The following is a 21,614-nucleotide window of genomic DNA, read 5'->3' on the forward strand; positions in this document are numbered from 1 at the left end:
CCGTCCGCTCAGCCGGGACAGGCTCCGCCGTCGGCTCAGCCGGGACAGGCTCCGCCGTCCGGGGGCAGCGCCGCGGTCTGGGCGTAGCCCGCGACCGCCAGCTGGACGCACTGCGAATGGGACACCGCGGGATGGCCGGACCCGAGCCACGCGACCGTGGACGTGGGCGTGCCGACCGACGCGAGGACACCCGTCACCGACGGTGCTCCGGCACCGGCCACCGGATCGGCGACCCCGGCGATCGCCAGTGCCGAGGTCGTCGCCGTGGTGGGCGCCGACGGCGTCGGGGTGGTCGGCCACGATGCGCAGAGCAGCAGTTGCAGCACGCCTTCCGGGCCGAACACGGGGTACTTCTCACCCCAGTCGCGCATCAGCTCGCGCACCCGCCCCGGTGTCGGCCACTGACGTCCGTCCGAGCACCGCGCGACGAACAGGCCGTCCGAACCGGTGGCCGCCGCGGCGGCGTCGATCCGCGACTGCAGCGCACCGGTGTCGCCGCGGCCGGCGGCGGCGAGCACGTCGGCGAACTCGCGGACCTGGGCGGTGACGTCCGCACGCGGGGACCCGAGGTGGTCCGAGATCGCGGTGAGCAGCGCGTTCGAGGAGATCGTTCCGAGCTCGCCGCGGCGGGCCCGGTTCGTCAGGTCCGTCACCGCCGCGACCGGGTCGGGCCCCAGCGAGCACTCCAGTGCGACGCACTGCCGCGCGAACGCGGCCAACGCGGCCTGCGCGCCGCGGATCCGTGCCTCGGCGGTCGTCGTGGCGTCGGCCCGCACGACCGCAGGCGAGTCGAGCACCAGGCGTCCGAGCGCGCCGGGGTGCGCGGTCGCGTACGCGACCGCGACGTCGGCGCCGCTGCCGGTCGCCAGCAACCCGATCCGGTCCACCTCCCAGGCGCGGCGCACCTGCTCGAGGTCGTCGGCGGCGTGCGCGGCGTCGAACGCGAGTTCGTGGGGCTGGAGGAAATCGGTGCACGCGGTGGTCGCGTCGCGGCCCAGCGTGAGAACGGTGTCGGCGGCGTCGCCGCCGGCAACCGGCGGCGGGGTGAACTGGCCGAGGTCCAGCATCTGGCGGCGCAGTTCCGCGGTCATCGGCTTACCGCACTCGATCGGGGTGGAGGTGCCGGTGCCGCGACGGTCGACCGCGACCAGCGGCCGGGTCGACAGCAGGGTGCCGACCGGGCCGGCGGCCAGCGCGGCCAGCGTCGCGGTCGACGCCCGGTCGGCGCCGGACGTCACCACCAGCGGCGCGGCGTCGACCGGGGTCTGCGGCAGCCTCGCCCGCAGCACGCCCAACGTGAACACCCCGAGGGCGGGTCCGGCGGAGTCGATCGGTGCCACGACGTCCGCGCACTCGAACACCAGCCCCGCCGGACCGGGACGAAGACCGCCGGCGTCCAGGGTGCTGTCGGTGCAGTCGCGCCAGGCGAGATCATGTGCGGGGGCCGGCAGCCGAGTCGCGGTCGCGGAGTCGACACCGGACGGTTCGGTGGTGGCGCCGTCGCGGTGCTCGACGACCGCGACGTCCGGCCGCACGCTCGGTCCGGCGCCGCAGGCACAACACACCGCCATGACCAGTGCCGCCAACCCCAGTGTGCGCATGCGTCACAGCCTGCCAGGTCGATCGCGCACCCAGCGGGTCAGGATCGTGCCGTCGTCGTCGGCGAGCAGGTGGGCGCGCCGCATCGGTGTCGGGGTGGCCGCCGGTGACGCGGCGATCCGGCCGGAGCGCCCGGCCACGAGCACCGGTGAGGTGGTCAGGCACAGTTCGTCGACGGCGTCGTCGGCGAGCAGCTGCCCGAACAGCGTCGGCCCGCCCTCGCAGAGCACCCGGTGCAGTCCCCGCTCCGCCAGTGCCGCCAGGATTCCGGTGCTCGGCACTGTGTCGTCGCCGATCGTCAGCACGGTCGCGCCCGCGGCCGACAGTGCTGCCGTCCGCTCCGCCGGCGCCGCGCGGCCGGTGAGCACCAGGGGAGCGACGGCGGTGTCGGTCAGCAGCCGCGACCGTGGATCGAGGTGGGCGCTCGCGGTCACGACCGCGATCGGCGGGACCGGCGCCTGACCGCGCTCCCGGCGCCGGCGCCGGGCGGCCGCACCCGGCTTCGCGCCGCCGTAGTTCTCGGCACGCACGGTCGCCGCGCCGACGAGGACCACGTCGGCGAGTTCGCGCAGGATCGTGAACAACCGCCGATCCGCGGGTGTGCCGAGGCCACCCGAGGTACCGTCGGCTGACACCGCCCCGTCGATGCTGGCGACGAAGTTCACCCGGATCCACGGTGCGGCCGGGTCCGCGGGGTAGGCGTACAGCTCGCGGATCGCGTCGTCGTGGAGCAATGTGAGGTTTCCCTCAAAATCGATGCGGCGCATACTGTCGATAACAGCACGTCGATACGCTGTTCACATGCACGAGCGTCTCGTTGATCGCAATCCGGTGGTCCAGGCCGACCAGTTGATCGCACAGATGGTCCCGCCGGCGATGTTCGACGAGGTGAGTTTCGGCTCGTACATTCCGGATCCCAACGAACCCAGTCAGGCCGCGGCCGTCCGCAAGGCCGAGGAGTTCGCGGGCAAGGTCACCAAGATCCGTTCCGGCGGACGTCGCGGCCTGTTCGGCAAGAAGGCCCCCGCCACGGGCGCGGGCCTCTACCTCGACGGCGGCTTCGGTGTCGGCAAGACCCACCTGCTCGCCTCGATCTTCCACAGCTCACCGAGCCCGAAGGCGTTCGGCACGTTCGTCGAACTCACCCACGTCGTCGGCGCCCTCGGCTTCAACAACGCGGTCGAGCAGCTGTCGAGCCACAGCGTCCTGTGCATCGACGAGTTCGAACTCGACGATCCGGGCGACACGATGCTGGTGTCGCGCCTGTTGACCGAGCTGTCGGCGCGTGGGGTGTCGATCGTCGCGACGTCGAACACGCTGCCCGGCCAGCTCGGCGAGGGCCGCTTCGCCGCCCAGGACTTCCTGCGTGAGATCAAGAAGCTCGGCTCGATCTTCGAGACGATCCGCGTCGACGGCCCCGACTACCGGCACCGTGACCTGCCGCCCGCCCCGGAGCCGATCTCCTCGGAGGAGCTGCGCGAGCGCGCCGACGCGACACCGGGCGCCACGCTCGACGACTTCGACGAGCTGTGCACGCACCTGAGCACCCTGCATCCCTCGCGGTACAACAAGCTGATCCAGGACATCACCGCGGTGTTCCTGGACGGGGTGCACCCGGCGCAGGATCAGTCGGTGGCGCTGCGGCTCGTGGTCCTCGCCGACCGCCTGTACGACGCGAGCATCCCGGTGACCGTGTCCGGAGCGAAGCTCGACGAGATCTTCACCCCCGAGATGCTGGCCGGCGGCTACCGCAAGAAGTACCTCCGCGCCACGTCGCGTCTGCTGGCGCTCTCGCGCTTCGAGGTCGCCGCCTAGCGCCGCAGGCGCTTCTGCATCACGAAGTCGTGGTGCAGCTGGTCGCCCACCTTGAACCGTTTCGTCCCGACCGTCACGAAGCCCTGCTTCGCGTAGAAGCGCTGGGCCCGCACGTTCTGCTGATTCACGCCGAGCCACACGCCCGCCGCCCCCGAGGCGCGGGCGTGGGCGAGCGCGGCGTCCATGAGCCGGTGCGACACCCCCTCGCCGTGATGATCGGGCAGCACGTACAGCTTGCTGATCTCGACCGTCGGCAGGATCGTCACGGCCTCCCGGACGTCCGGGTCGTCGGGCAGGCCGTCGACGAGCATCGCGTAGCCGAGGATCGTGCCACCGGCCGTCGCCGCGAGCACGGTCCGGTCGGGTGCGGCCACGTATTCGCTGAACCGCGACCGGGACAGCACCGTGTCGAGGAAGTCGGCGACGTCGTCGTCGGTGACGGACGGCGGGCACGCGAGGGGGAAGGTGACGGCTGCGACGGCCGCCAGTTCGGCAGCATCCGCTTCGGTCGCCCTGGCGACGGAGACGGTCACAGCCGCGCCACCGCGTCCTTGGCCTGACTCGGGCTCATCCCGGTGTGATCGCGTAGCAGTCGCGCGGCCTTGTCCAGCCGACCCTGCGCCTTCAGCTCCCGCAGCTCCGGTACCAGATCGGACCAGCCCCCCGCCGGGGGAGCGCTGTCGGGTCCGGCGGTCGGAACCCACTCGCCGCGGGCGATGGCGTCGATCGCGGCTTTCGCGTCCGCGAGTCCGAGCCCGGTCCGTTCCCGCAGGAGTGTGATGGCGTGGATCTGCCGGTGGTCGGCGACGAGACGCTCGATGCGGTCCCGGGTCTCGAGATCGAGATTGCGCACGAAGGCGAGGTTGTACGGGTTGGCGACGGCGGTCTTGCGGCGCGTGAGCAGCCACGCGGTGACCACGGCGAGGTCGACGAGTATCAGCATCACGATGAGCCAGCCCCAGTTCGGCATGAGGCCAGTCAACCACTACCCGACCGGATCGACGGGAGCCGGTGCCGCCTTCACTCGACTCGGGTGGAACGCGGGTGCGAGAACGACCAGAACGACGGCGAACGCGAGCAGCACCCCGAAGCCGGCACGTAGATCGGTGGCCGCCGCGACCGCGCCGACCACGCCGCCGCCGATGACGGTTCCGGCGTAGTTGAACAGATTCAGCCGGGCGATGATCGCGTCCGTCTGCTCGGGCGGCGCAAGTTGGCCGGCGGCGCTGAAGCACAGTGGCGCGACGACGGGCAGGCCGAGTCCGGCGACACCGAATCCGGCGATCGCGACGGCCGGGGTCGGCGCCGCGACCGCGACGAGCAGGCCGATCGCGCCGATGATCGCGCCGACGCGGACGACGGTGGTCTCCCCGAACCGGCGCACCCACAGGTCGCCGGTCAGCCGCGACACGAGGCCCGCGCCCTGGTATGCCGCCATCGCGAGTGCGGCGGTGCTGGCGCTCGACAGCAGCATGTCCGTCAGGTACAGCGCGGACCAGTTGCCGATGCCGAAGTCGATCGCGTAGAACAGCGCCATCGCCGCCCCCAGCATCAGGAACGGGCGCCACGGGATCTGCACGCCGCCAACCGGATTCATCGTCGCGAGCGGGTCCTCGCCGTCGGCCTGGTGCAGCCGCGGCCCGAGCCGCAGCGTCCCGGCCGCCACCACCGCGGCCCCCACCAGGATCGTCGCCGTCAGCCCGACGTCGAGTCCGGAGGCGAGCGAGACGGTCAGGGCGCCGATGATCGCGCCGACGCTCCAGACGGCGTGGAAGGACGACAGGATCGAGCGCCCGTACCGGTGCTGGATGGCCACCGCCTGCATGTTCGTGGCGGCGTCGACCATGCCCAGGCCGATGCCGTAGATGCCGAACGCGGCGAAGAACGGCACCGTCGTGTGCGAGAGGGCAAGCAGGACACCGGCGGCGACGACCACGCCGAGACCGACGCGCAGGGTGGTGCGGCTGTCGGTGCGGGTCGCCAGCCGCTCGGCCAGAACGCTGCCCACCCCGGCGACCAGCGACACCGTGACCACGGCGATCACGATGACCGTGTCGTCGAACCCGAACCGGTCCTTGATCGCCGGAAGCTGCGTCAGTACCGAGGCGAGGAAGAACCCCTGCAGGCCGAACGCGGTCGCGGCGGCCGTCCGGGCGGTCCGATCCGCGGGAGTGGGGGAGCTCATTCGCGACATTCAACCACGTGTGGCCGACGACACAATCGGAACTGGACGGATGTCCAAAGATTGGTCAGACTCGCTGCCATGACCACGCAACAGCAGGACCCGCATTTTCCCGCCGACTTCCTCTGGGGCGTCGCGGCGGCCGCCTATCAGATCGAGGGCGCGGTCGACGCGGACGGGCGCGGCCGATCCATCTGGGACGTCTTCTGCGAACGTCCGGGCGCGATCGTGCGCGGCGAGACCGGGGTCCTCGCGACCGACCACTACCGGCGGTACCGCGAGGACGTGGCGCTGATGCGGGACCTGGGCGTGGGTGCGTACCGGCTGTCGGTGTCGTGGTCCCGGGTGCAGCCGGACGGGCGCGGCGCCGTCAACGAGGCCGGCCTGGACTTCTACGACCGGCTGATCGACGAACTGTGTGCGGCCGGGATCCGGCCGGCGGTCACGCTGTTCCACTGGGACCTGCCGCAGGCGTTGCAGGACACCGGCGGGTGGCTCGAGCGGGACACCGCCGCACGACTGGCCGAGTACGCGGACATCGTGGGGCGCCGGCTCGGCGATCGGGTGGCGATGTGGATGCCGCTCAACGAGCCGGTGGTGCACACGCTGTACGGGCACGCCCTCGGGGTGCACGCCCCCGGGCTGGAACTGGGCTTCGGGGCTCTGCAGGCCGCGCACCACCAGTTGCTCGGGCACGGGCTCGCGGTGCAGGCGCTGCGGGCGGCCGGGTGCGGCAACATCGGGATCGCGTCGAATCACGCGCCCGTGCACGCCGCGAGCGACGCGCCCGGTGACGTCGACGCCGCCGACATCTACGACCACATCGTCAACTGGACGTTCGCGGACCCGGTGCTGCGCGGCAGCTACCCGGCCCCGGAACTGGCGGCCCTGCTGCAGGGCCCGGTCGAGGACGACCTGGCGATCATCTCGCAGCCGTTGGACTGGTTCGGAATCAACTACTACGAGCCGACCGTGATCGCCGCCCCGGACTCCGAGGAGGGGACGGCCGGGGTGCTCGAGGTGGACCTGCCGCCGGGCATGCCGTTCCGTCCGGTCGCACTCGACGGCTACCCCCGCACCGATTTCGGCTGGCCGATCGTGCCCGACGGTCTGCGCGAGATCGTCCAGACGTTCGCCGACCGCTACGGCGATTCGCTGCCCCCGATCTACATCACCGAGTCCGGGGCGTCGTTCCACGACGGCGGCCCGGACGCCGACGGGCGGATCCGCGACACCCGGCGGATCGACTACCACCGCGCCCACCTCACCGCGCTGCGGCAGGCGGTCGACGCCGGAGTCGACGTGCGCGGCTACTTCGTGTGGTCGATTCTCGACAACTTCGAGTGGGCGGCCGGATACCAGGAGCGGTTCGGTCTCGTGCACGTCGACTACGACACCCTCGAGCGGACGCCGAAGGACTCCTACCACTGGTATCGCAACCTGATCGCCGCGCACGACGGTCGTGCGCGGTGACGCCCGGCCGGATTTCTCAGACGGTGACGGCGTCGAGATCCTGTCGCCAGTCGTAGACGACCTCGGTGCGCAGGACGATGTCCTGCACCGAGCGTCGTTGCGGGTCGACGGCGACCCACATCAGGCCGACCGGGAAGAACACGTACGTGACCGCCCTGGCCGCGGCGACGATCCACCGGACCCTCCGGTGTGATCGCATGGTGACACGCAGTCCCATCGCGAGCGATCCGACGGTCCGCCCCGTCGTCGCCCAGCAGCCGGTCAGATACACCACCGACACCGCGAGCCACGCGCTGATCGACATCACCAGGCGGGGCTCCGGGAATCGGAAGGTCTGCGGCGACAACAGAAGTTGGAGGAAGACCAGCGACAGGTAGCCGACGCCGAGCAGGCCAAGGACCACACCGAGGTCGATCGCCGCGGCCAGACCGCGGGTCACGATGCCCGCCGGCCGTCGTGCGGGGACGCCGTGTCCTCCCGTGCCGTGACTCATCGCCCGGGCTCCTCGTCAATCGCCGTTCGGTCCGTCGACGGGACGCCCGGGTGGTGCCGGTCGCGGCCGAACAGCTTGCCGACGAACCCGGCGACCGCGTCGTCGGCCTGCATCCCCTGACTGCGCATTCCGCGTACCGCCTCCTCGGACAGGGAACCGGTCGAGTCGCGGATGATCTGCGGTAGGTCGACGCCCTCGATGATGGTGTCCGCCAACCCGATCAGGTCGAGGCGGGCGATGACGGCGTCGAGGTCGAGCGACGCGGCGACCGCGTTCACGTCCAGCGAGGCGGCGATCGCGTCGAGGTCGACACGCCGCACCTGCCGTTCCAGGTCGACGGTGTCGACGATCGCGTCCAGGTCGAGGCGCCGGACGATCGCGGCGACGTCGACACGCGCGGCGATCGCGTCGACGTCGATGCCCGCGGCAATCAGGTCCAGGTCCACGTAGTCGCGGACGACACGGGTCAGGTCGACCTCGAGCAGCGCGGCCGCGACCACTTCCCGGACGATCGTCCGCAGGACGACCCGCGCGATCCCGGTCGCGGTCTGCAGCGCCGCGTCGCCGCGGGCCGCGAGCCCGGCAGCGACGTCGTCCAGCGGGCCCGCGACACCGGGAAGCCTGCGCAGCACGCCGAGCGTGGTGCGCCCGGACCAGGCGACGATGTCGGTGGCGGCGGCGAGTGTTCCCGCCGTCACGCGGAGGACGCCGCCGGCGGCGGGGCCGGCGGGCAACGCGGGTTCGCCGGGCATGATTGCCACGAGGGGCTCCCTTCGGGGCGGACGGAGTTCTCCCTGTCAGTAGATACCCGAAAGTGGGCCGAGAATGCCCGAAGGGCCCCCGGAGTTTCCGGGGGCCCTTCGGTTTCGTTCTGGTGCGCGATACTGGGATTGAACCAGTGACCTCTTCCGTGTCAGGGAAGCGCTCTCCCGCTGAGCTAATCGCGCAGGATCTCGTGAAGCGGTTTCTTCACGTTGAGGTGGAGACGGGAATCGAACCCGTGTGCACGGCTTTGCAGGCCGTTGCCTCACCACTCGGCCACTCCACCGTGAGGCTGCTCTCCAACCTCTCGAGCGGATGACGGGATTCGAACCCGCGACCCTCACCTTGGCAAGGTGATGCGCTACCAGCTGCGCTACATCCGCATGCTTGCTCGGGGGCGTTGCCGCCTCCGTGCTGCGAGAAGGAACATTAGCCCACGGACGGCGCGAACACCAATTCGTGTCCTGACCAGGGAAGATGTCCGTTCCTCCCGCGGCTGCGCTCCCGTGGCCGGACGCTCGTGGGTCGGGCTCGCGGGTGGCGGATCGGATTTCGGGTGGACCCGCCGGCATGGCAGGTGGCGCGGAGGGGTGAGGAGGGGAGTGCGCCGCCCGGAAGCCGGTGGGAATTGCAGAACCGGTGCGAATGCAAGAAGGGCCCCGGAAAATTTCCGGGGCCCTTCTCGTGCTCGTGGTGCGCGATACTGGGATTGAACCAGTGACCTCTTCCGTGTCAGGGAAGCGCTCTCCCGCTGAGCTAATCGCGCAGGTTGTCATCGCAGTTGTTCGTCGCGAGACTTCATTTGCAGAGGTGGAGACGGGAATCGAACCCGTGTGCACGGCTTTGCAGGCCGTTGCCTCACCACTCGGCCACTCCACCGCAAGGTCGAGTCCAACCTCTCGAGCGGATGACGGGATTCGAACCCGCGACCCTCACCTTGGCAAGGTGATGCGCTACCAGCTGCGCTACATCCGCATGCTCACTCGGGGGCGTTGCTGCCTCCGTGCTGCGATGCAAACAGTAGCCGACCGGCTGTGGACCGCCAAATCCGCAGGTCACCACCGGTGGACGTGAACTACACCGGTGGAATTCGGGGCGAGCGGAGCGGTTCGGCGTCCGCGGGCCGCGGTGCCGGCGATGCCCGGGCTCGGGCGACGCGCGTGGACCCGGTGAGAATGGGTCGGATCGGTGACAGGGCGCTGTCGTTCCGGGCATGACCTGCGGGTTTCGTCACTTCCGCCGGGGCGTGCTAGGTTTCTCCTCGTTCAGCCGCGAGGGCGCACCGCGCTTCTCGCTGTTCGACACGCACGGTCCCGTGGCTCAGTGGGAGAGCGTCCGCTTCACACGCGGAAGGTCGCTGGTTCGATCCCAGCCGGGACCACAATGCGACAGGCCGGTGGCGAGGGTTCTCGCCACCGGCTTTTTGCTGTCTAATGGATCGTCATGACGCTGGTTCACGGATTTCCTGCCGTCATCGACGACAACGCACACACGCTTATCCTCGGTTCGATGCCAGGCGTTCCCTCGCTGGTCGCCGGCAAGTACTACGCAAACCCGCGCAACTCCTTCTGGCCGATCATGGGCGAGCTGTTCGGGGCCGGCCCGGACCAGCCCTACGCGATGCGGGTACGGACACTGCAGGACAACGGTGTCGCACTGTGGGACGTGTTCAAGGTCTGTCGGCGCCGGGGCAGCGCCGATGCCGCCATCGAAGCCGGGTCCGAGGTCGCCAACGACTTCGCCGGGCTGTACGCCCGGCACTCCCGCATCGACCGGGTCTTCTTCAACGGGGCGAAGGCGGAGATGGCCTACCGGCGGTCCGTCGTGTCCGCCGGGGTGCACCCGTCAGGCGTGACACTGGCACGGCTGCCGTCGACGAGCCCGGCCAATGCGGCGACGTCGGTTCCCTCGAAGGTCACCGCCTGGCGGGCGCTCGTCGGCTGACGACGGCGGTACCGTGGATCCGGTGATCGATCAGGCTCGCACCGAGAACAGGTGGCTCCGGCTGCGGCGACGGATCGCCGGCAACCCGGTGCTCAATCTCGGGTACCGGATCGCGGTCGGTGTCGTCGGGACGGCAGTCCTGGTCGTCGGCATCATCGCGATCCCGTATCCCGGCCCGGGTTGGTTGATCGTGTTCGCCGGCCTGGGCATCCTCGGCTCGGAGTTCGGCTGGGCGTACCGGCTGCTCCGGTTCGCCCGGGCCCGATACGACCAGTTCATGACGTGGTTCGCGCGGCAGTCGACCTGGGTCAAGGGGTTGTCGGTGCTGGCGACCGCCGTGATCGTCGTCGCGACGATGTGGGTGCTGGGCCTGTTCGGCATGGTCGGGGGCTGGGTCGGGCTCGACCACCCGCTCCTTCGGTCGCCACTCTGACCGGGCATACTGGACACCGCACTACTGGCGTTCGCGCAGGGGAAGTCCGGTCGAAGTCCGGCGCTGGCCCGCAACGGTAGGCCGCCCTCAGGCGGCAAGCCCGATTACCTGCCGCGCGCCTCGTGACTCCCACTCGTCGTGGTCTGCGAAGCGGGGTCCGGTCGGTCAGTCCCGGCACGCCCGGGTGATCCGCCGGCCACTGTTCGGCAGGCCCCTGAACCAGAGGTCTGCTGTGAATCTCACCGGCAAGCGACGCGGCATCGCTTCCCTCGTCCTCGTGTGCGCTCTGGCCCTCGCCGGCTGTTCGACCGGCGCCGCCGACCGTGATCGGCCCGTGGCAGCGCCCTTCGCCGAGCCCGTCACCGTGACGAACTGCGACCGCACCGCCACCTTCGCGTCCCCGCCACGACGCATCGTGTCGATGAACGATCACGTCACCGAGGTGCTCATCCTGCTCGGCGTGGGCGACCGGATCGTCGGCATGGGCTACGGCGAACAACCGAACCCGATGCCGGAGGTCGCCGAGCAGTTCCGAGCGATTCCGAGCCTGGCGAAGGAATACCCGAGCGCGGAACAGATCCGGGATCTCGAGCCGGACCTGGTGGTCGGCGGGATGCGCAGCGCCTTCGACGAGAAGGCGGGCCGCGACCGTGACACGCTCGAGAAGGAGGGCATCGCGACCTTCCTGTTCTCGGAGTACTGCGGGCAGGGGTTCCCCTCGATCGGGTTGCTGGAGAAGGACTTCGCCGATCTCGGCGCACTGCTCGGCACCGAGGAAGCGGCGGCCGCCCTCACGGAGCGGATCGTGACGCCGCTGGCCGAGATCCGCGACACCCTCACCGCGGCGAACGCGGCGCCGGTGCCCACGTTCTTCTACGACAGCGGCGAGCAGGAGCCGCTGTCCGTCGGCGGGGTCGGGATCGGCAACCTGATCGCCGAGTACGCGGGCGCCCGCAACATCACCGCGGACGGCCGCAGGCCGTACGCGCCCACCACCTGGGAGACGGTGGGCGAACGCGCACCGGAAGCGGTCGTGATCCTCGACTACGGCACCGCCTCGGTCGAGCAGAAGCGCAGCCACCTGCGCAATCAGCCGATCGCCTCGGTGACACCGGCGATCCGCAACGACCGGATCGTGGCGCTCCCGCTGGACGACTTCTTCGAGGGACCGCGGATGGTCCGGTCGGTGCGCACTCTCGCGCGGGCGCTGCACCCGGACGTGTTCGGCGCCGCGGGATGAGCGCGGCCGCTACCGCCACGGGCCGCGAGGTGCGTTCCGCGGCCGGACGCGAGGTGCGTACCGCCACGGGCGCCACCGCGGCGCGGGTGCGGTATGTGGCGCTGGTGGCGGGGCTCGTCGGCGCGTTGCTGATGGCGCTCGCGCTGGCCGTGTCGTTCGGGTCGGTGCGGATCCCGCTCGGTGACGTGTGGGCGATCGTCGGGCACCGGGTCAGCGGCGGTGCTTTCGAGCCGTGGTGGTCGCCGGTGCGGGAGCGGATCGTGCTCGATTCGCGGTTGCCGCGGGCGCTCACGGCCGCGGTCGTCGGCGCCGCGCTGGCCCTCGGCGGTGCGCTCGCGCAGGCGGTCACCCGCAACCCGCTCGCCGATCCGTATCTGCTCGGGGTGTCCTCCGGCGCCGGGTTCGGTGTGGTCGTGGTGACGGTGCTCGGGGTCGGCGCCGGTGCGCTGGGGGCGTTCACGCTGCCGGTCGCGGCATTCCTGGGCGCGATGGTGCCGCTGTTCGCCGCTCTCGCGATCGGTGGCCGCCACCAGAACGTGACGGGCGTGGTTCTCGTCGGTGTCGCGATGGCGCAGGTGTTCTCCGCGCTGACCATGTTCGTGCTGCTGGTGATCGCCGACGAGCGTCAGCTGTCCGCGGTGTTGCGTTGGCTGACAGGCGGATTCGGCGACGCCCGCTGGTCGACGCTGTGGTGGCCCGCGATCACGCTGGCGGTGGTCGGGGTGGTGTCGATGGCCTCCGCGCGGTGGCTCGATCTGCTGCACGCCGGTGACGACGGGGCGGCCGCGCTCGGGATGAACGTGCGTCGTTTCCGGGTGCTGGTGCTGCTCGGTGTCTCGGTGCTCGCCGGTGCGGCGGTGGCGGTCGCGGGTGGGATCGGTTTCGTCGGGCTGCTGGTGCCGCACGTCGCCGGTTTCCTCGTCGGGCTCGGCGCGGCCCGGTTGCTGCCGGTCGCGGCCTTGCTCGGTGCGGTCGTGCTGGTGCTGGCCGACCTCGCTGCGCGTGCGGTGAGCGCGAGCACGGAACTCCCGGTGGGCGTGGTGACGGCGCTGGTCGGCGCGCCGGTGTTCGTGGTGATGCTGATTCGTCAGTATCGGAGGACCGAATCATGAACGCGGCGTTGCGAATCCACGAGCTGCGCGCTGACCTCGGTGGACGTGAGGTGCTGTCGGGAGTCGAGCTGGAGGCCCGCGCCGGTCAGGTGTTGGCGCTGGTCGGCCCGAACGGGAGCGGGAAGACCACCGCACTGCGCTGTTGCTATCGGGCCGTGCGGCCGCGGGCCGGCCTGATCACGCTCGCCGGGCGTGACGTCGCCGGGCTCTCCCGTCGCGCGGTGGCCCGTGATCTGGCGGCAGGCACCCAGGAGCCGCCGGTGTCCGGGGGGCTGACCGTGCGCCAGTCCGTGGGCCTGGGCCGGGCGGCGCACCTGGGCTGGCTGCAGCCGGCCGGTGCGGCCGACCGCGTGATCGTCGACCGGGTGCTCGCGCAGGTCGGTCTCACCGAGCTCGCCGGACGTGACGTGCGCGAGCTGTCCGGCGGAGAGCGTCAGCGGGTGTCGATCGCCCGCGCCCTGGCGCAGGAGCCGCGGGTGTTGCTGCTCGACGAGCCGACCAATCATCTGGACCTGCGCCATCAATTGACGGTGATGGAGTTGCTGCGGAGCCTCGCCGCGGACGGGCTCGCGGTGGTGGTGACGCTGCACGACCTGCGGCTGGCCGTCGAGTACTGCGACCGGATCGCGGTGATGTCCGGTGGTGCCGTGGTCGGGGTGGGGGAGCCCGGCGTGGTGCTCGACACCGAGCTGCTGGCCCGGGTGTTCGGGATAATCGGTGTCGTGCGCACCGATCCCGTCGTCGGTCGGCCGACGCTGTCGGTGCGCGGGCTGGCGGCGGAGGAATCGGCGGACCTGTCATGACGAATCGGGACCTGGAGTCGGCGTACCGGCGAGCGCTGGACGCGGTGCCGTCGCTGCGCGGTGCGCTGTGCCCCGAGCCGGGCGCGACCGAGTTCGACGGCGCCGCACTCACCGACCGGGCCTGGCTCGCGGACCGGATCGCCGACACCGGCCGCCGCTGGGACAGCACCGATCGTCGGGTGAACGCGACGCTGTGGTGGTACTCGGCCAGCTCCACGCTGCTGACGATCCCGGTGACGTTGCTCCTGACCGCCGGTGTCGCGCCGGACCCGGCTCCGGCGCGGTCGCGCTGCACGCTGCGGCCGGACGGCTACCTGGGCACGGTCCGGTCCGATCGGGCGCTCGCCGAGGCCCGCGACGTCGGCCGAGGGCTGCGCGGGGCCCTCGGATCGGTGATCGAGGTGCTCGCGGAACTCGGGGGCGCGGGTGAGCGCGCGCTGTGGGCGATCGCCACCGACTCGCTCGGCAACCGGGCGCTCGACGCAGGCACCGCGCTCGGCAGCCCGGCGGCAGGCAGCGCGTTGGCGGTGCGGCTCGGCGAGGCGATCGGACGCCCGCTGCCGTCGCCCCGGTTCGTCGACGTCGACGCCGTGGGCCGGATCACCGCGGATCCGTTCGCGGCGCCGGCGGACGGGGCCCGCCGGTTCGTCTGGCGATCGTCCTGCTGCCTGATCTACGAGACGGTGCCGACCCAGAGCGCCGACGACCCCGCGGCGGGAGAACACGCCAAGTGTGTCAGCTGTCCCCGCCAGGTACCCGAGCTGCGGACGGCGCGGCTGCGCGCGCTGCTCGGGTGAGGAGCGGAACCGATCCGCTTTGCCGATAGCATGAGGGCGCACTGCCGACGCCGACGCCAAGGTCGGCCCACCAACCGAGGAGCACATCGCCGTGACCACGCCTGCATCAGTAGCCCCAGCCGCCCGCGTCCGGGTGCCTGCCGGGACTACCGCCGGCACGGCGGTTCGGGAGGCCGGACTGCCCGGTAAGGGCTCCGACGCGATCGTCGTCGTGCGCGACGCCGAGGGCAACCTCAAGGACCTGTCCTGGATTCCCGACACCGACGTGGAGGTCGAGGCGGTCGCCGCCGACACCGAGGACGGCCGCAGCGTGATCCGGCATTCGTGCGCGCACGTCCTCGCCCAGGCCGTCCAGCAGGAGTTCCCGGAGGCCAAGCTCGGCATCGGCCCGCCGATCAAGGACGGCTTCTACTACGACTTCCAGGTCGCCGAGCCGTTCACGCCCGAGGACCTCGCCCGCCTCGAGAAGCGGATGAAGAAGATCGTCAAGGACGCGCAGCGCTTCTCGCGCCGGGTCGTCGACGACATCGAGGACGCGCGCACCGAGCTGGCGAAGGAGCCGTTCAAGCTCGAGCTCATCGACGACAAGTCGGGTATCGACGATCCCGAGGTGATGGAGGTCGGCGGCGGTGAGCTGACGATCTACGACAACCTCAATCCGCGGACCGGCGAGGTGATCTGGAAGGACCTGTGCCGCGGCCCGCACATCCCGACCACCAAGTACATCCCGGCGTTCAAGATCACCCGCAGCTCCGCGGCCTATTGGCGCGGCGACCAGTCCCGTGAGGACCTGCAGCGCATCTACGGCACCGCGTGGGAGTCGACCGAGGCGCTCGACAACCACCTCGAGCTGCTCGCGGAGGCCGAACGCCGCGACCACCGCAAGGTCGGCGCCGAGCTGGACCTGTTCTCCTTCCCCGACGAGCTCGGCTCGGGTCTTCCGGTGTTCCACCCCAAGGGCGGCATCATCCGGCAGGAGATGGAGAACTACTCGCGGCAGCGGCACGTGCAGGAGGGTTACGAGTTCGTCTACTCGCCGCACATCACCAAGCAGCACCTCTACGAGGTGTCCGGTCACCTGGACTGGTACCGCGACGGCATGTTCCCGGCGATGCACATCGACGAGGAGCTGAACGAGGACGGCACCGTGCGCAAGCCGGGGCAGAACTACTACCTCAAGCCGATGAACTGCCCGATGCACAACCTGATCTTCCGGTCGCGGGGGCGGTCCTACCGGGAGCTGCCGTTGCGGCTGTTCGAGTTCGGCTCGGTGTACCGCTACGAGAAGTCCGGCGTGGTGCACGGCCTGACCCGGGTCCGCGGCATGACGCAGGACGATGCGCACATCTACTGCACCAAGGAGCAGATGCGCGACGAGCTGACCACCACGCTGCAGTTCGTGCTCGGCCTGTTGAAGGACTACGGCCTCGACGACTTCCATCTCGAGCTGTCGACCAAGAATCCCGACAAGTTCGTCGGTGACGACGCGCTGTGGGAGGAGGCCACCGACACGCTGCGCGAGGTCGGCGAGGCGTCGGGCCTGAACCTGGTTCCGGACCCGGGCGGCGCCGCGTTCTACGGTCCGAAGATCTCCGTTCAGGTGCAGGACGCGCTCGGCCGCAGCTGGCAGATGTCCACGATCCAGCTCGACTTCAACCTGCCCGAGCGTTTCGACCTCGAGTACACCGGCACCGACGGCACCAAGCAGCGACCGGTGATGATCCACCGCGCGCTGTTCGGGTCGATCGAGCGGTTCTTCGGCGTGCTCACCGAGCACTACGCCGGCGCGTTCCCGGCGTGGCTGTCGCCGGTGCAGGTGGTCGGCATCCCCGTTGCGGAGGCGTTCGAGGACCATCTCCACCACGTGGTCGCCGGGCTCCGCAGGGCCGGCGTCCGTGCCGAGGTCGACGTCAGCGACGACCGGATGCAGAAGAAGATCCGCAACCACACCACGCAGAAGGTGCCGTTCATGCTGCTCGCCGGCGAACGCGACGTCGAAGCGGGCGCGGTCAGCTTCCGGTTCCGGGACGGCACCCAGGTCAACGGGGTGCCCGTGGCGAAGGCGGTCGAGGTGATCGTCGACTGGATCGGGCGCCGGGACAACGCCTCGCCGACCGCCGACCTGATCGGTGACCTCGGATGAGCGAGACCCCGGACCAGCGGGAGTCGCCGATGGTCGACACCGGCCCCGGGGACCCGGACCGCCTGCAGCGGTTGTGGTCTCCGCACCGGATGTCGTACATCGCGGAGGCGCCGAAGGCCGCGGAGACCGACGAGGGACCGTTCACCGCGATCCCGAAGATGAGCGACGAGGAGGGACTGATCGTCGCTCGCGGCGAACACGTCTACGCGGTGCTCAACCTGTACCCGTACAACCCCGGGCACATGATGGTCGTGCCGTACCGGCAGGTGGCTGCGCTCGAGGACCTCACGCCCGGTGAATCGGCCGAGCTCATGGCGTTCACGCAGCAGGCGATCCGCGTCATCAAACGTGTGTCACGACCGGACGCGTTCAACGTCGGCCTCAATCTCGGTGCGGCAGCGGGTGGTTCGCTCGCAGAGCACCTGCACCAGCACATCGTGCCGCGGTGGGGCGGGGACGCGAACTTCATCACCATCCTCGGTGGCACCAAGGTGATGCCGCAGCTGCTGCGGGAGACCCGGGCCCTGTTGTCGTCCGCGTGGCAGGAGCTGTCCGTCGGCGGAGGTCGGTAGATGCCGAACGGGAGCGTGGACCGATGCTGAGCATTCTGGGTCGGGCGTCGGTGTCGAAGGCGACGGCGCCACTGGGTCGTGCGCTGGTCGGCACCGGGCTGACGCCGGACGCGGTGACGGTGTTCGGCACCGTCGCCAGCGTCGCGGGTGCGCTGACCTTGTTCCCGTCCGGGCACCTGTTCTGGGGGGCCATGTTCATCTGGTTCTTCGTCATGTTCGACATGCTCGACGGCGCGATGGCCCGGGCGCGGGGCGGTGGCACGCGCTACGGTGCGGTCCTCGACGCGACCTGCGACCGGATTGCCGACGGCGCGATCTTCGCCGGCCTGGCGTGGTGGGCGGTCTACCACGAGAACAGCACGTCGCTGTTCGTTGCGACGCTGATCTGCCTGGTGACCTCCCAGGTCATCTCGTATGCGAAGGCCCGCGCGGAGGCCAGTGGCCTGTCCGCCGACGGCGGCCTGATCGAGCGCCCCGACCGTCTGATCATCGTGCTCGTCGGCGCCGGATTGACCGGTATCGCCGGCTATTTCGGGATCGGCTGGCTCGAGTGGGCGGTGTACGTCGCGATGTGGATCCTCGCCGTCGCCAGCGTGATCACCGTGTTCCAGCGCGTGCTCGCGGTGCGGAACTCGCCCGGTGCCCGGGAACTGCTGCCGATCGCCAAGCCTGACGGGCAGGCGGGGGTCGGCGGTGCCGACGGGCAGGCGGGGGTCGGCGGTGCCGACGGTCAGGCGCAAGTCGGCGGTGCCGACGGGCAGGCGCAAGTCGGCGGTGCCGACGGGCAGGCGCAGTGAGTCTCGCGGAGCGGGTGAGCGACCTCGGGTACGCCGCTGGATGGCGCCTGGTCCGCGCCCTGCCGGACCGGGTCGCCACCGGGCTCTTCGATCTCGGCGCCGATTTCGCCTGCCGCCGTATCGAACGCGCGGCTCGCCGCGGGGGCGGCCCGGTTCAGTTGCGGCGCAACCTCGCCCGCGTGCTGGGTGTCCCGCCGGAGCGGGTGCCCGACGACCTGATCCGGGCGTCGGTGCGCTCCTACGCGCGGTACTGGCGGGAGGCGTTCCGGCTGCCGTCGATGGACCAGGCCGAGCTCGGACGCCGGCTGGACTCGAAGGTTCTCGGCCAGGAGCACCTCGAGGCCGGCCTGGCCGCGGGCAAGGGCGTCGTGCTGGCGTTGCCGCACAGCGGCAACTGGGACATGGCCGGTGTCTGGCTGGTGCAGTCCCACGGCCGGCTGTCGACCGTCGCCGAGCGTCTGAAGCCGGAGTCGCTGTACCAGCGCTTCGTCGAGTACCGGGAGAGCCTCGGGTTCGAGATCTTCCCGCTCAGTGGCGGCGAGACCCCGCCGTTCGAGCAGCTCGCGGACAGGCTGCGCGACAACCGTGTCGTGTGCCTGCTCGGCGAACGCGACCTCGCCGAACGCGGTGTGCCGGTGACGTTCTTCGGGGAGCCGACCCGGATGCCGGCCGGTCCCGCGAAGCTGGCGATCGACACCGGTGCGGTACTGCTGCCGGTGCACTGCTGGTTCGAGGGGGACGACTGGGGCTTCTCGGTGGATCCCGCGATCGACACGAGCGGTGGGGTGGCGGCCGCCACGCAGGCCCTCGCGGACCGGTTCGCAGTCAACATCGCGGCGCATCCGGCGGACTGGCACATGCTGCAGCCGCTGTGGCTGTCGGACCTGTCCGCGGCGCGCCGGGCCCGAATGGAGTCATGACGTGCGGATCGGGATGGTGTGCCCCTACTCGTTCGACGTGCCCGGCGGGGTGCAGGCGCATGTCGTCGAGTTGGCGCAGGTGATGATCGAACGTGGTCACCAGGTCAGCGTGCTGGCCCCGGCGTCGGACGGCACCGAACTGCCCGACTTCGTCGTCTCGGCGGGACGGGCGGTCGCGATCCCGTACAACGGGTCCGTCGCGCGGTTGACCTTCGGGCCGGTGTCGTATGCGCGGGTGCGGCGCTGGATCGCCGACAACGACTTCGACGTCCTGCACATCCACGAGCCGAACGCGCCGAGCCTGTCCATGCTGGCGATGAAGATCGCGGAGGGCCCGATCGTCGCGACGTTCCACACGTCGACGACGAAGTCGTTGGTGCTGAGCACCTTTCAGGGTGTGCTGCAGCCGTACCTGGAGAAGATCACCGGCCGGATCGCGGTGTCCGAGCTGGCCCGGCGGTGGCAGGTGACCTCGCTCGGCTCGGACGCGGTGGAGATCCCGAACGGCGTCGACGTGCCAGCCTTCGCGAACGCGCGGCCACTGGACGGGTACCCCCGTGATGGTGGCACCGTGCTGTTCCTCGGCCGGTACGACGAACCACGCAAGGGAATGGCGGTCCTGCTCGGCGCGCTGCCGGCGCTGGTCGAACGCCATCCGGACCTGCAGGTGCTGGTCGTCGGTCGCGGCGACGAGGACCGGTTGCGCAAGGAGGCCGGCCGGTACGCGTCGCACCTGCGGCTGCTCGGCCAGGTCAGTGACGAGGAGAAGGCGTCGGCGTTGCGCAGCGCCGACGTGTACTGCGCGCCGAACCTCGGCGGCGAGTCGTTCGGGATCGTGCTGGTCGAGGCCATGGCCGCGCGGACGCCGGTCGTGGCGAGCGAGCTCGACGCGTTCCGCCGGGTGCTGCGCGACGGGACCGCCGGGATGCTGACTCCGGTCGGGGATTCGGATGCCCTCGCGGCGGCGCTCGACGCCGTGCTGTCGGACCCGGACCGCCGCCGGGCACTGATCGACGTGGCCTCCGAAGTGGTGGCCGAGTACGACTGGCCGGTGGTCGCGGAGCAGATCCTGCGGGTGTACGAGACCGTGACCGTCGGTGCGCACGGTGTCCGGGTGGAGGCGTGATGACGTTCTCGGCGACCACGGTGCTGGTGCTCGCGCTCGTCGTGGCGGTGCTCGTGGCGGCCGGGGTGTGGGCGTACTCGACCGCGAATCGGCTGGATCGGCTGCACGTCCGGTCCGACCTGTCGTGGCAGGCGCTGGACGCGGCGCTCGGACGGCGGGCGGTCGTGGCCCGCGCGGTGGCGGCCGCGGTGGTGCCGACCGGGTACACGTTCGGTTCCCAGCCGCCACCGGAACTGGACGGAAAACGCTTGGCCGCGTTGGCCGATCAGGCGGAGCGGGCCGACCGGTCCGGACGGGAGCAGGCCGAGAACCGCCTGTCGTCGGCGCTGTCGGCGGTGCCGTCCGACGTCCTCGCGCCGCAGCTCGTCGCCGAACTCGCCGACGCGGAGGCGCGGGTGCTGATCGCCCGCCGGTTCCACAACGACGCCGTCCGCGACACCCTCGCGCTGCGAACCCGGCGGTCGGTGCGACTGCTGCACCTCGGTGGAACCGCGCCGCTGCCCACGTATTTCGAGATCGCCGAGCGGACCACGCCGTCGGCGGGTGCCGGTCAGGGGGTCGACGAGATGCGCACGTCGGCGCGCGTCGTCCTGGTCGACGAGGACGGCCGGGTGCTGCTGCTGCGCGGGCACGACCCGCAGGTCCCGGACGTGTACTTCTGGTTCACGATCGGCGGCGGTGTGGAGTCGGGGGAGTCGTTGCGCGAGACCGCGGTGCGGGAGATCCGGGAGGAGACCGGTCTCGCTGTCGACGCCGCACAGTTGCGGGGGCCGATCTGGCGGCGTGTCGCGGTGTTCCCGTACGACGGTGACCTGATCCGGTCCGAGGAGCTCTTCTTCGCGCTGGCGCACCCGGCCTTCACGCCGCAGCGGAGCGGGTTCACCGAACTCGAACGCCGCGCGATCTCCGGGCATCGCTGGTGCACGCCGGAGGACATGCGGCAGATCGCGGCGGGCGGCGAGACGGTGTACCCGGAAGACCTTCCGGACCTGGTCGCGGAGGTGCGTGGGCTGCTCGCGCGCGGCGACGAACCCGGGGTTCGGTCGATTCGCTGAGGCACTAGGATCGACGGTACGCACCGGCGGCAGTCGATCTTCGGCGCCCGTCCGGGCGGTCCCGTGTACAGGCCACAACTGATGGAGTTTGCCGTGAGCACCCCCGATACCGCCCCCACGACTGGAACTGCCCGCGTCAAGCGGGGGATGGCCGAGATGCTCAAGGGCGGCGTCATCATGGACGTCGTCACCCCGGAGCAGGCGAAGATCGCCGAGGACGCCGGCGCCGTCGCCGTCATGGCGCTCGAGCGGGTGCCGGCCGACATCCGCGCCCAGGGTGGCGTGTCCCGCATGTCGGATCCGGACATGATCGACGGCATCATCGCCGCGGTGTCGATCCCGGTGATG

General features: G+C 70.8%; 21 protein-coding genes, 7 tRNA genes and 1 pseudogene. 16 read left to right on the plus strand and 13 right to left on the minus strand.

The features are described 5' to 3' along the window. Nucleotides 1–35: 35 nt before the first annotated feature. The gene (locus ABD951_RS09350; RefSeq protein WP_345343863.1) at nucleotides 36–1,601 is read right to left on the minus strand and encodes an alpha/beta hydrolase; all 1,566 of its coding nucleotides are present in this window, start codon (nucleotides 1,599–1,601) and stop codon (nucleotides 36–38) included. Between the two features lie 3 nt (nucleotides 1,602–1,604). Further along, on the minus strand, nucleotides 1,605–2,366 hold the full coding sequence (locus tag ABD951_RS09355) for a pyrimidine reductase family protein (protein WP_425569803.1): 762 nt from the start codon (nucleotides 2,364–2,366) through the stop codon (nucleotides 1,605–1,607). A gap of 34 nt (nucleotides 2,367–2,400) precedes the next feature. Between ABD951_RS09355 and zapE the strand changes: the two genes are divergently transcribed. Further along, a complete protein-coding gene (gene zapE / locus ABD951_RS09360) occupies nucleotides 2,401–3,414 on the plus strand; it encodes a cell division protein ZapE (protein ID WP_345343867.1) in 1,014 nt (337 codons plus the stop codon). Here the strand turns inward: zapE and ABD951_RS09365 are convergent. Genes ABD951_RS09365 through ABD951_RS09375 form a run of 3 tightly spaced genes read right to left on the minus strand, consistent with a single transcriptional unit; the run spans nucleotide 3,411 to nucleotide 5,599 of the window. After that, nucleotides 3,411–3,947, minus strand: a complete 537-nt coding sequence (locus ABD951_RS09365) for a GNAT family N-acetyltransferase (protein WP_345343869.1) — start codon at nucleotides 3,945–3,947, stop codon at nucleotides 3,411–3,413. The genes zapE and ABD951_RS09365 overlap by 4 nt on opposite strands. Then, complete coding sequence (locus ABD951_RS09370) at nucleotides 3,944–4,384, minus strand: hypothetical protein (protein ID WP_345343871.1); 441 nt, start codon at nucleotides 4,382–4,384, stop codon at nucleotides 3,944–3,946. Before ABD951_RS09370 ends, ABD951_RS09365 begins: the two co-directional genes overlap by 4 nt. 15 nt (nucleotides 4,385–4,399) lie before the next feature. Next, nucleotides 4,400–5,599, minus strand: coding sequence for an MFS transporter (locus tag ABD951_RS09375; RefSeq protein WP_345343873.1), 1,200 nt, complete (start codon nucleotides 5,597–5,599; stop codon nucleotides 4,400–4,402). A 78-nt stretch (nucleotides 5,600–5,677) separates the two neighbouring features. Between ABD951_RS09375 and ABD951_RS09380 the strand changes: the two genes are divergently transcribed. Beyond that, nucleotides 5,678–7,069 carry a GH1 family beta-glucosidase gene (locus ABD951_RS09380; RefSeq protein WP_345343875.1) on the plus strand — a complete coding sequence of 464 codons (1,392 nt, stop codon included), beginning with the start codon at nucleotides 5,678–5,680 and terminating at the stop codon, nucleotides 7,067–7,069. Between the two features lie 16 nt (nucleotides 7,070–7,085). Here ABD951_RS09380 and ABD951_RS09385 read toward each other — a convergent pair whose 3' ends face one another. The 8 genes from ABD951_RS09385 to ABD951_RS09420 form a co-directional block, all read right to left on the minus strand. Beyond that, nucleotides 7,086–7,562: an RDD family protein gene (locus ABD951_RS09385; RefSeq protein ID WP_345343877.1), complete on the minus strand. Its 477-nt coding sequence runs from the start codon at nucleotides 7,560–7,562 to the stop codon at nucleotides 7,086–7,088. Next, nucleotides 7,559–8,314, minus strand: coding sequence for a hypothetical protein (locus ABD951_RS09390; protein WP_345343983.1), 756 nt, complete (start codon nucleotides 8,312–8,314; stop codon nucleotides 7,559–7,561). The genes ABD951_RS09385 and ABD951_RS09390 overlap by 4 nt, the downstream gene beginning before the upstream one ends. A gap of 120 nt (nucleotides 8,315–8,434) precedes the next feature. Beyond that, nucleotides 8,435–8,509: transfer RNA gene (locus ABD951_RS09395), tRNA-Val, on the minus strand. A gap of 30 nt (nucleotides 8,510–8,539) precedes the next feature. Next, nucleotides 8,540–8,610, minus strand: a tRNA-Cys gene (locus ABD951_RS09400). A gap of 24 nt (nucleotides 8,611–8,634) precedes the next feature. Continuing rightward, nucleotides 8,635–8,707, minus strand: a tRNA-Gly gene (locus ABD951_RS09405). 308 nt (nucleotides 8,708–9,015) lie between these two features. Beyond that, nucleotides 9,016–9,090: transfer RNA gene (locus ABD951_RS09410), tRNA-Val, on the minus strand. Nucleotides 9,091–9,132: 42 nt separating this feature from the next. Continuing rightward, nucleotides 9,133–9,203, minus strand: a tRNA-Cys gene (locus ABD951_RS09415). 23 nt (nucleotides 9,204–9,226) lie between these two features. Continuing rightward, nucleotides 9,227–9,299, minus strand: a tRNA-Gly gene (locus tag ABD951_RS09420). A gap of 334 nt (nucleotides 9,300–9,633) precedes the next feature. Here ABD951_RS09420 and ABD951_RS09425 point away from each other — a divergent pair. The 14 genes and pseudogenes from ABD951_RS09425 to ABD951_RS09490 all read left to right on the plus strand — a co-directional run. Beyond that, nucleotides 9,634–9,705 (plus strand) — tRNA-Val (locus ABD951_RS09425). Nucleotides 9,706–9,833: 128 nt separating this feature from the next. Next, nucleotides 9,834–10,268, plus strand: coding sequence for a DNA-deoxyinosine glycosylase (locus ABD951_RS09430; RefSeq protein WP_425569804.1), 435 nt, complete (start codon nucleotides 9,834–9,836; stop codon nucleotides 10,266–10,268). 22 nt (nucleotides 10,269–10,290) lie between these two features. Further along, entirely contained in the window at nucleotides 10,291–10,701 is a 411-nt protein-coding gene (locus tag ABD951_RS09435; RefSeq protein ID WP_345343880.1) for a TIGR02611 family protein, read from the plus strand. Nucleotides 10,702–10,933: 232 nt separating this feature from the next. Continuing rightward, nucleotides 10,934–11,941 carry an ABC transporter substrate-binding protein gene (locus ABD951_RS09440; protein ID WP_345343882.1) on the plus strand — a complete coding sequence of 336 codons (1,008 nt, stop codon included), beginning with the start codon at nucleotides 10,934–10,936 and terminating at the stop codon, nucleotides 11,939–11,941. A 131-nt stretch (nucleotides 11,942–12,072) separates the two neighbouring features. Then, nucleotides 12,073–13,053, plus strand: coding sequence for a FecCD family ABC transporter permease (locus ABD951_RS09445; protein ID WP_345343987.1), 981 nt, complete (start codon nucleotides 12,073–12,075; stop codon nucleotides 13,051–13,053). After that, on the plus strand, nucleotides 13,050–13,856 hold the full coding sequence (locus ABD951_RS09450; RefSeq protein WP_345343884.1) for an ABC transporter ATP-binding protein: 807 nt from the start codon (nucleotides 13,050–13,052) through the stop codon (nucleotides 13,854–13,856). The genes ABD951_RS09445 and ABD951_RS09450 overlap by 4 nt, the downstream gene beginning before the upstream one ends. Continuing rightward, nucleotides 13,853–14,653 carry a hypothetical protein gene (locus tag ABD951_RS09455; RefSeq protein ID WP_345343886.1) on the plus strand — a complete coding sequence of 267 codons (801 nt, stop codon included), beginning with the start codon at nucleotides 13,853–13,855 and terminating at the stop codon, nucleotides 14,651–14,653. The genes ABD951_RS09450 and ABD951_RS09455 overlap by 4 nt, the downstream gene beginning before the upstream one ends. A gap of 91 nt (nucleotides 14,654–14,744) precedes the next feature. Beyond that, the gene (thrS, locus tag ABD951_RS09460) at nucleotides 14,745–16,796 is read left to right on the plus strand and encodes a threonine--tRNA ligase (RefSeq protein ID WP_345343888.1); all 2,052 of its coding nucleotides are present in this window, start codon (nucleotides 14,745–14,747) and stop codon (nucleotides 16,794–16,796) included. Beyond that, entirely contained in the window at nucleotides 16,793–17,368 is a 576-nt protein-coding gene (locus ABD951_RS09465; RefSeq protein WP_345343890.1) for an ATP adenylyltransferase, read from the plus strand. The genes thrS and ABD951_RS09465 overlap by 4 nt, the downstream gene beginning before the upstream one ends. 23 nt (nucleotides 17,369–17,391) lie before the next feature. Next, a complete protein-coding gene (gene pgsA, locus ABD951_RS09470) occupies nucleotides 17,392–18,165 on the plus strand; it encodes a phosphatidylinositol phosphate synthase (RefSeq protein ID WP_345343892.1) in 774 nt (257 codons plus the stop codon). Beyond that, complete coding sequence (locus ABD951_RS09475) at nucleotides 18,162–19,085, plus strand: phosphatidylinositol mannoside acyltransferase (protein WP_345343894.1); 924 nt, start codon at nucleotides 18,162–18,164, stop codon at nucleotides 19,083–19,085. Before pgsA ends, ABD951_RS09475 begins: the two co-directional genes overlap by 4 nt. A gap of 1 nt (nucleotide 19,086) precedes the next feature. After that, nucleotides 19,087–20,211, plus strand: coding sequence for a glycosyltransferase family 4 protein (locus ABD951_RS09480; protein ID WP_345343896.1), 1,125 nt, complete (start codon nucleotides 19,087–19,089; stop codon nucleotides 20,209–20,211). Continuing rightward, nucleotides 20,211–21,266, plus strand: a complete 1,056-nt coding sequence (locus tag ABD951_RS09485) for an NUDIX hydrolase (protein WP_345343898.1) — start codon at nucleotides 20,211–20,213, stop codon at nucleotides 21,264–21,266. The genes ABD951_RS09480 and ABD951_RS09485 overlap by 1 nt, the downstream gene beginning before the upstream one ends. An 81-nt stretch (nucleotides 21,267–21,347) precedes the next feature. Continuing rightward, nucleotides 21,348–21,614: pseudogene (locus tag ABD951_RS09490) on the plus strand (pyridoxal 5'-phosphate synthase lyase subunit PdxS); the annotation flags it as partial.

The organism is Rhodococcus olei, assembly GCF_039540555.1.
In the GTDB taxonomy this organism is placed as follows: domain Bacteria; phylum Actinomycetota; class Actinomycetes; order Mycobacteriales; family Mycobacteriaceae; genus Rhodococcus_G; species Rhodococcus_G olei.

Coding starts and splice junctions, on each gene's coding strand:
- ABD951_RS09350 (WP_345343863.1), bottom strand. CDS start 1,601: ATGCGCACACTGGGGTTGGCGGCACTGGTCATGGCGGTGTGTTGTGCC.
- zapE (WP_345343867.1), top strand. CDS start 2,401: ATGCACGAGCGTCTCGTTGATCGCAATCCGGTGGTCCAGGCCGACCAG.
- ABD951_RS09390 (WP_345343983.1), bottom strand. CDS start 8,314: ATGCCCGGCGAACCCGCGTTGCCCGCCGGCCCCGCCGCCGGCGGCGTC.
- ABD951_RS09355 (WP_425569803.1), bottom strand. CDS start 2,366: ATGCGCCGCATCGATTTTGAGGGAAACCTCACATTGCTCCACGACGAC.
- pgsA (WP_345343892.1), top strand. CDS start 17,392: ATGCTGAGCATTCTGGGTCGGGCGTCGGTGTCGAAGGCGACGGCGCCA.
- ABD951_RS09370 (WP_345343871.1), bottom strand. CDS start 4,384: ATGCCGAACTGGGGCTGGCTCATCGTGATGCTGATACTCGTCGACCTC.
- ABD951_RS09465 (WP_345343890.1), top strand. CDS start 16,793: ATGAGCGAGACCCCGGACCAGCGGGAGTCGCCGATGGTCGACACCGGC.
- ABD951_RS09445 (WP_345343987.1), top strand. CDS start 12,073: ATGGCGCTCGCGCTGGCCGTGTCGTTCGGGTCGGTGCGGATCCCGCTC.
- ABD951_RS09380 (WP_345343875.1), top strand. CDS start 5,678: ATGACCACGCAACAGCAGGACCCGCATTTTCCCGCCGACTTCCTCTGG.
- ABD951_RS09375 (WP_345343873.1), bottom strand. CDS start 5,599: ATGAGCTCCCCCACTCCCGCGGATCGGACCGCCCGGACGGCCGCCGCG.
- ABD951_RS09485 (WP_345343898.1), top strand. CDS start 20,211: ATGACGTTCTCGGCGACCACGGTGCTGGTGCTCGCGCTCGTCGTGGCG.
- ABD951_RS09455 (WP_345343886.1), top strand. CDS start 13,853: ATGACGAATCGGGACCTGGAGTCGGCGTACCGGCGAGCGCTGGACGCG.
- ABD951_RS09385 (WP_345343877.1), bottom strand. CDS start 7,562: ATGAGTCACGGCACGGGAGGACACGGCGTCCCCGCACGACGGCCGGCG.
- ABD951_RS09430 (WP_425569804.1), top strand. CDS start 9,834: ATGCCAGGCGTTCCCTCGCTGGTCGCCGGCAAGTACTACGCAAACCCG.
- ABD951_RS09450 (WP_345343884.1), top strand. CDS start 13,050: ATGAACGCGGCGTTGCGAATCCACGAGCTGCGCGCTGACCTCGGTGGA.